Origin of the sequence: Clavibacter sp. MX14-G9D (genome assembly GCF_032917815.1) — a bacterium.
GTDB classification, from domain to species: Bacteria; Actinomycetota; Actinomycetes; order Actinomycetales; family Microbacteriaceae; genus Clavibacter; species Clavibacter michiganensis_K.
The window spans coordinates 1-3,437 of sequence record NZ_JAVCVL010000260.1; the positions used below are offsets into that span (position 1 = coordinate 1).

At 77.2% G+C, this 3,437-nt stretch carries 3 protein-coding genes and 1 pseudogene; 3 read left to right on the forward strand and 1 reads right to left on the reverse strand.

The window, feature by feature from the left end; genetic code table 11:
* A pseudogene (locus Q6969_RS14300) lies at window positions 1-282 on the forward strand (thiamine-phosphate kinase); the annotation flags it as partial.
* On the opposite strand, the gene rsmD reads toward Q6969_RS14300, so the two are convergent.
* Window positions 279-863, reverse strand: a complete 585-nt coding sequence (gene rsmD / locus Q6969_RS14305; protein WP_317231041.1) for a 16S rRNA (guanine(966)-N(2))-methyltransferase RsmD — start codon at window positions 861-863, stop codon at window positions 279-281. The pseudogene Q6969_RS14300 and the gene rsmD sit on opposite strands and share 4 nt — an antisense overlap.
* 272 nt (window positions 864-1,135) lie before the next feature.
* On the opposite strand from rsmD, the gene Q6969_RS14310 reads away from it, so the two are divergent.
* On the forward strand, window positions 1,136-2,110 hold the full coding sequence (locus tag Q6969_RS14310) for a MoxR family ATPase (RefSeq protein WP_317231043.1): 975 nt from the start codon (window positions 1,136-1,138) through the stop codon (window positions 2,108-2,110).
* Between the two features lie 4 nt (window positions 2,111-2,114).
* Window positions 2,115-3,437 (forward strand): DUF58 domain-containing protein (locus tag Q6969_RS14315; RefSeq protein WP_317231042.1); only part of this gene is annotated, 1,323 nt, incomplete at its 3' end.

The following is a 3,437-nucleotide window of genomic DNA, read 5'->3' on the forward strand; positions in this document are numbered from 1 at the left end:
CGGACCGCGGACCTCGCGGGCGACGCGCGCCGGGGCGCGGCGGCGCACCCGTCCCTGCCGTCGCGGGCCCTCGACCTCGTGCTGACCGGCGGCGAGGACCACGCGCTCGTCGCCGCGTTCCCGGCCGGGACGGCGCTCCCGGGGCCCTTCCGGCCGATCGGGGTCGTCGCGGAGGCCGGCGGGACCGGACCCGCCGTGACCGTGGACGGACGCCCCTACGCCGGCCCGCGGACGCCGCTCGGCGGCTGGGACCCCTACGCCGACTGGGACGGCGCGCGCTAGGAGACGTCGTCCCCCGCGTCGGCCACGGCCCACCACACCACGGTGTCGCCGTACGCCCTCCGGCGGTCGAGGCGCAGTCCCGCGGGCCACGACGGCTCCGCGGAGCGCGAGCTCCGCTCCACCATCACCACCGCGCCGTCGACGAGGCGCGGGACGAGGGCGGCCAGCTCCTCGGCGAGCTCGACGTCGCCGACCTCGTACGGCGGGTCGAGGAACGCCAGGTCGTAGGAGCCGCGGTCGCCCGCGAGGAACGCGTGGACGCTCTGGGCCGCCACGCGGATGCGGGGCGCGGACCCGGTCGGCGCGGCCCGCTCGATGAGGAGGGCGTTGGACCGGCACACGGCCGCCGCGGGCACCGCGCGCTCCACGAGGACCACGTCGACCGCGCCCCGGCTGGCGGCCTCGAGCCCGAGCGCGCCGGATCCGGCGTAGAGGTCGAGCACGCGCGCGCCGTCGAGCGCGTCCCGGGCCTCGAGCCCGGAGAACAGCGCCTCGCGCACCCGGTCGCTCGTGGGGCGCGTGCCCGTGCGCGGGACGCGGAGCACGAGGGAGCCGGCGTACCCGGCGACGATGCGGGTCACGACGCCGCTCGCCGGGAAGTCGGGACGGCGGCGTTCGGAGCGGGGTGCACGGGCGACGATGCTACCCGCCCTGTCCGCGGCCGGCGCCTCCCCGGACGCGCCCGGGTCGCTGACGTATGCTCCAGGGACGCCCACGACGCTGGAGGATCTGCGTGACGAGCCCCGAGTCCGAGTCCGTTCCCCTGCACGCCGGATCGGGCCCCCACCCCGCCCGCATCCGCCCGGCCTCCCGCGCCGGTGCGCACGCCCCCGCCGGCCGCGGGTCCGCCGCGATGCCGCTGGAGGAGGTGCGCCGGCTCGCCGACCTCATCCTCGGCAACATCGACAGCGTCATGTCCGGGAAGCACGACGCCACCCGGATGGCGCTCACGGTGTTCCTCTCCGGCGGCCACCTCCTCATCGAGGACGTGCCGGGGGTCGGCAAGACCATGCTCGCCAAGGCGCTGGCGCGGAGCGTCGACTGCACGGTCAACCGCATCCAGTTCACGCCCGACCTCCTGCCCTCCGACGTCACGGGCGTCTCGGTGTACAGCCAGGCCGACCACCGCTTCGAGTTCCAGCCGGGCGCCGTGTTCGCCAACATCGTCATCGGCGACGAGATCAACCGCGCGAGCCCGAAGACGCAGTCGGCGCTCCTCGAGTGCATGGAGGAGGGGCAGGTCACGGTCGACGGCCTCACCCACGGCCTGCAGCAGCCCTTCACGGTCGTCGCGACGCAGAACCCGGTGGAGATGGAGGGCACGTACGCGCTGCCCGAGGCGCAGCGCGACCGCTTCATGGCCCGCATCTCGATGGGCTACCCGGACGCCGCCGCCGAGCTCGCCATGCTCCGCTCCCGCGACACGGTCAGCCCCCTCGACGAGCTCCGCCCGGTCGTCGACGCCGACGAGCTCGACGCGATGATGCACGCGGCCCGCGGCGTCTACGTCTCCGACCCCGTGTCGCGGTACACCGTCGCCATCGTGCAGGCCACGCGCGGCCACGAGGACATCCGCCTCGGCGCGAGCCCCCGCGCCACCCTGCAGCTCATCCGCGCCGCCAAGACGCGGGCCGCGCTCGACGGGCGCGACTTCGTCCTGCCGGACGACGTCGACGCCCTCGCCGCGCCCGTCCTCGCCCACCGGCTCGTCGCCACCGGGCGCGCGCTCGGGCAGCGCGGGCGGGGCCAGGCCGCGGTCGTCGAGATCCTCGAGCGCATCGTCGCCTCGACCGCCGTGCCGCTCAGCGCCGCGGGACGGACGCGCTGACCCCGTGCCGCCCCTCGCGCGCCTGATGCGCCGGATCGGCATCGACGCCGTCCCGCACCCGACCCTCCGCGGGATCGCCCTGCTCGCCGCGGGCGTCGCCGCCTTCGCGGGCGCCTTCATCGCGGGCCGGCGCGAGTTCGTGTTCATCGGCGTCGCGCTCCTCGCCCTCCCGCTGCTGGCGGCGGTCTGGCTCGTCGTCGCCCGGGTGCGCCTGCACGTCGAGCGCACGTTCACCGCCGACGTCGTCGAGTCGGGCACCCCGACCACCGTGACGGTCTCCGTGGCGAACGTCGGCCCCCTGCCGACGCCGCGCGCCTGGGCCGTCGACCTCGTGCCCGGCCCCGACGGCGCCACCCCGCCGGCCGAGTTGCCGTCCCTGCGGGGGCTCGCCCGTGGGTCCCGCCGGTCGTCGGCGCGTCCGGTCCTCCGGTACGACCTGACGCCCGAGCGCCGCGGCCTCCACGAGGTGGGACCGCTCGCGGTCGAGGAGCACGACCCCTTCCGCCTGATGGTCCTCCGGCACGTCGGGGGCGGCACGACCCGGCTCGTCGTCACGCCGCGCATCGCGGACCTCGAGGCCGAGCCCGGCGGCCAGGTGTCCTCCGAGGGCGAGTCCGAGCGGGTGCAGCGCCGCGCCGACGGCGGCGAGGACGACCTCGGCACGCGCGAGTACCGGGCGGGTGACCCGCTCCGCCGCGTCCACTGGCGCGCGACCGCGCGACACGGCGAGCTCATGGTGCGGCAGGAGGAGCAGCGCTCGAGCCCCCGGTCGCTCGTGCTGCTCGACACCCGGACGGCGGGCTTCCCCCTGCACCCGGCCGTGGACGCGGATCCCGACGCGGACGTCGACGGCGACCGCGCCTTCGAGCGCGCGGTGGCGTTCGCCGCGTCGATCGGCGTGCACCTGCAGCGCGGCGGCTACGCGGTGCAGCTGGTCGAGACGGCGGGCGGATCCGCGGGCCCCGGCGACCTCCCGCCCGGCGACTCCGCCGCGGAGGGGGATCTCCTGCTCCACCTCGCCGAGGTCAGCCCGGCGGCCGTCGACCCCGATCGCGACGGCGTTCAGGAGGTCCTGTCCGACCTCCGTCGGAGCCGTCGCGCCGTCCCGGTGCACGCGGTCCTCGGTCACCTCGACGCGCACGAGGCGCACCGGCTGGCGGGGCTGGGCGCGGCGTGCCGTCCCGCGGTCGCATTCCTCGCCGTGACCGGCCGCGTCGGCGGCCGCGACGATGCCGAGGCGCAGCGGATCCTCCGCGACGCCGGCTGGCACACGGTCGTCCTCGACGAGGCCACGCGCCCCGCCGACGCCTGGCGCGCCGGCCGCACC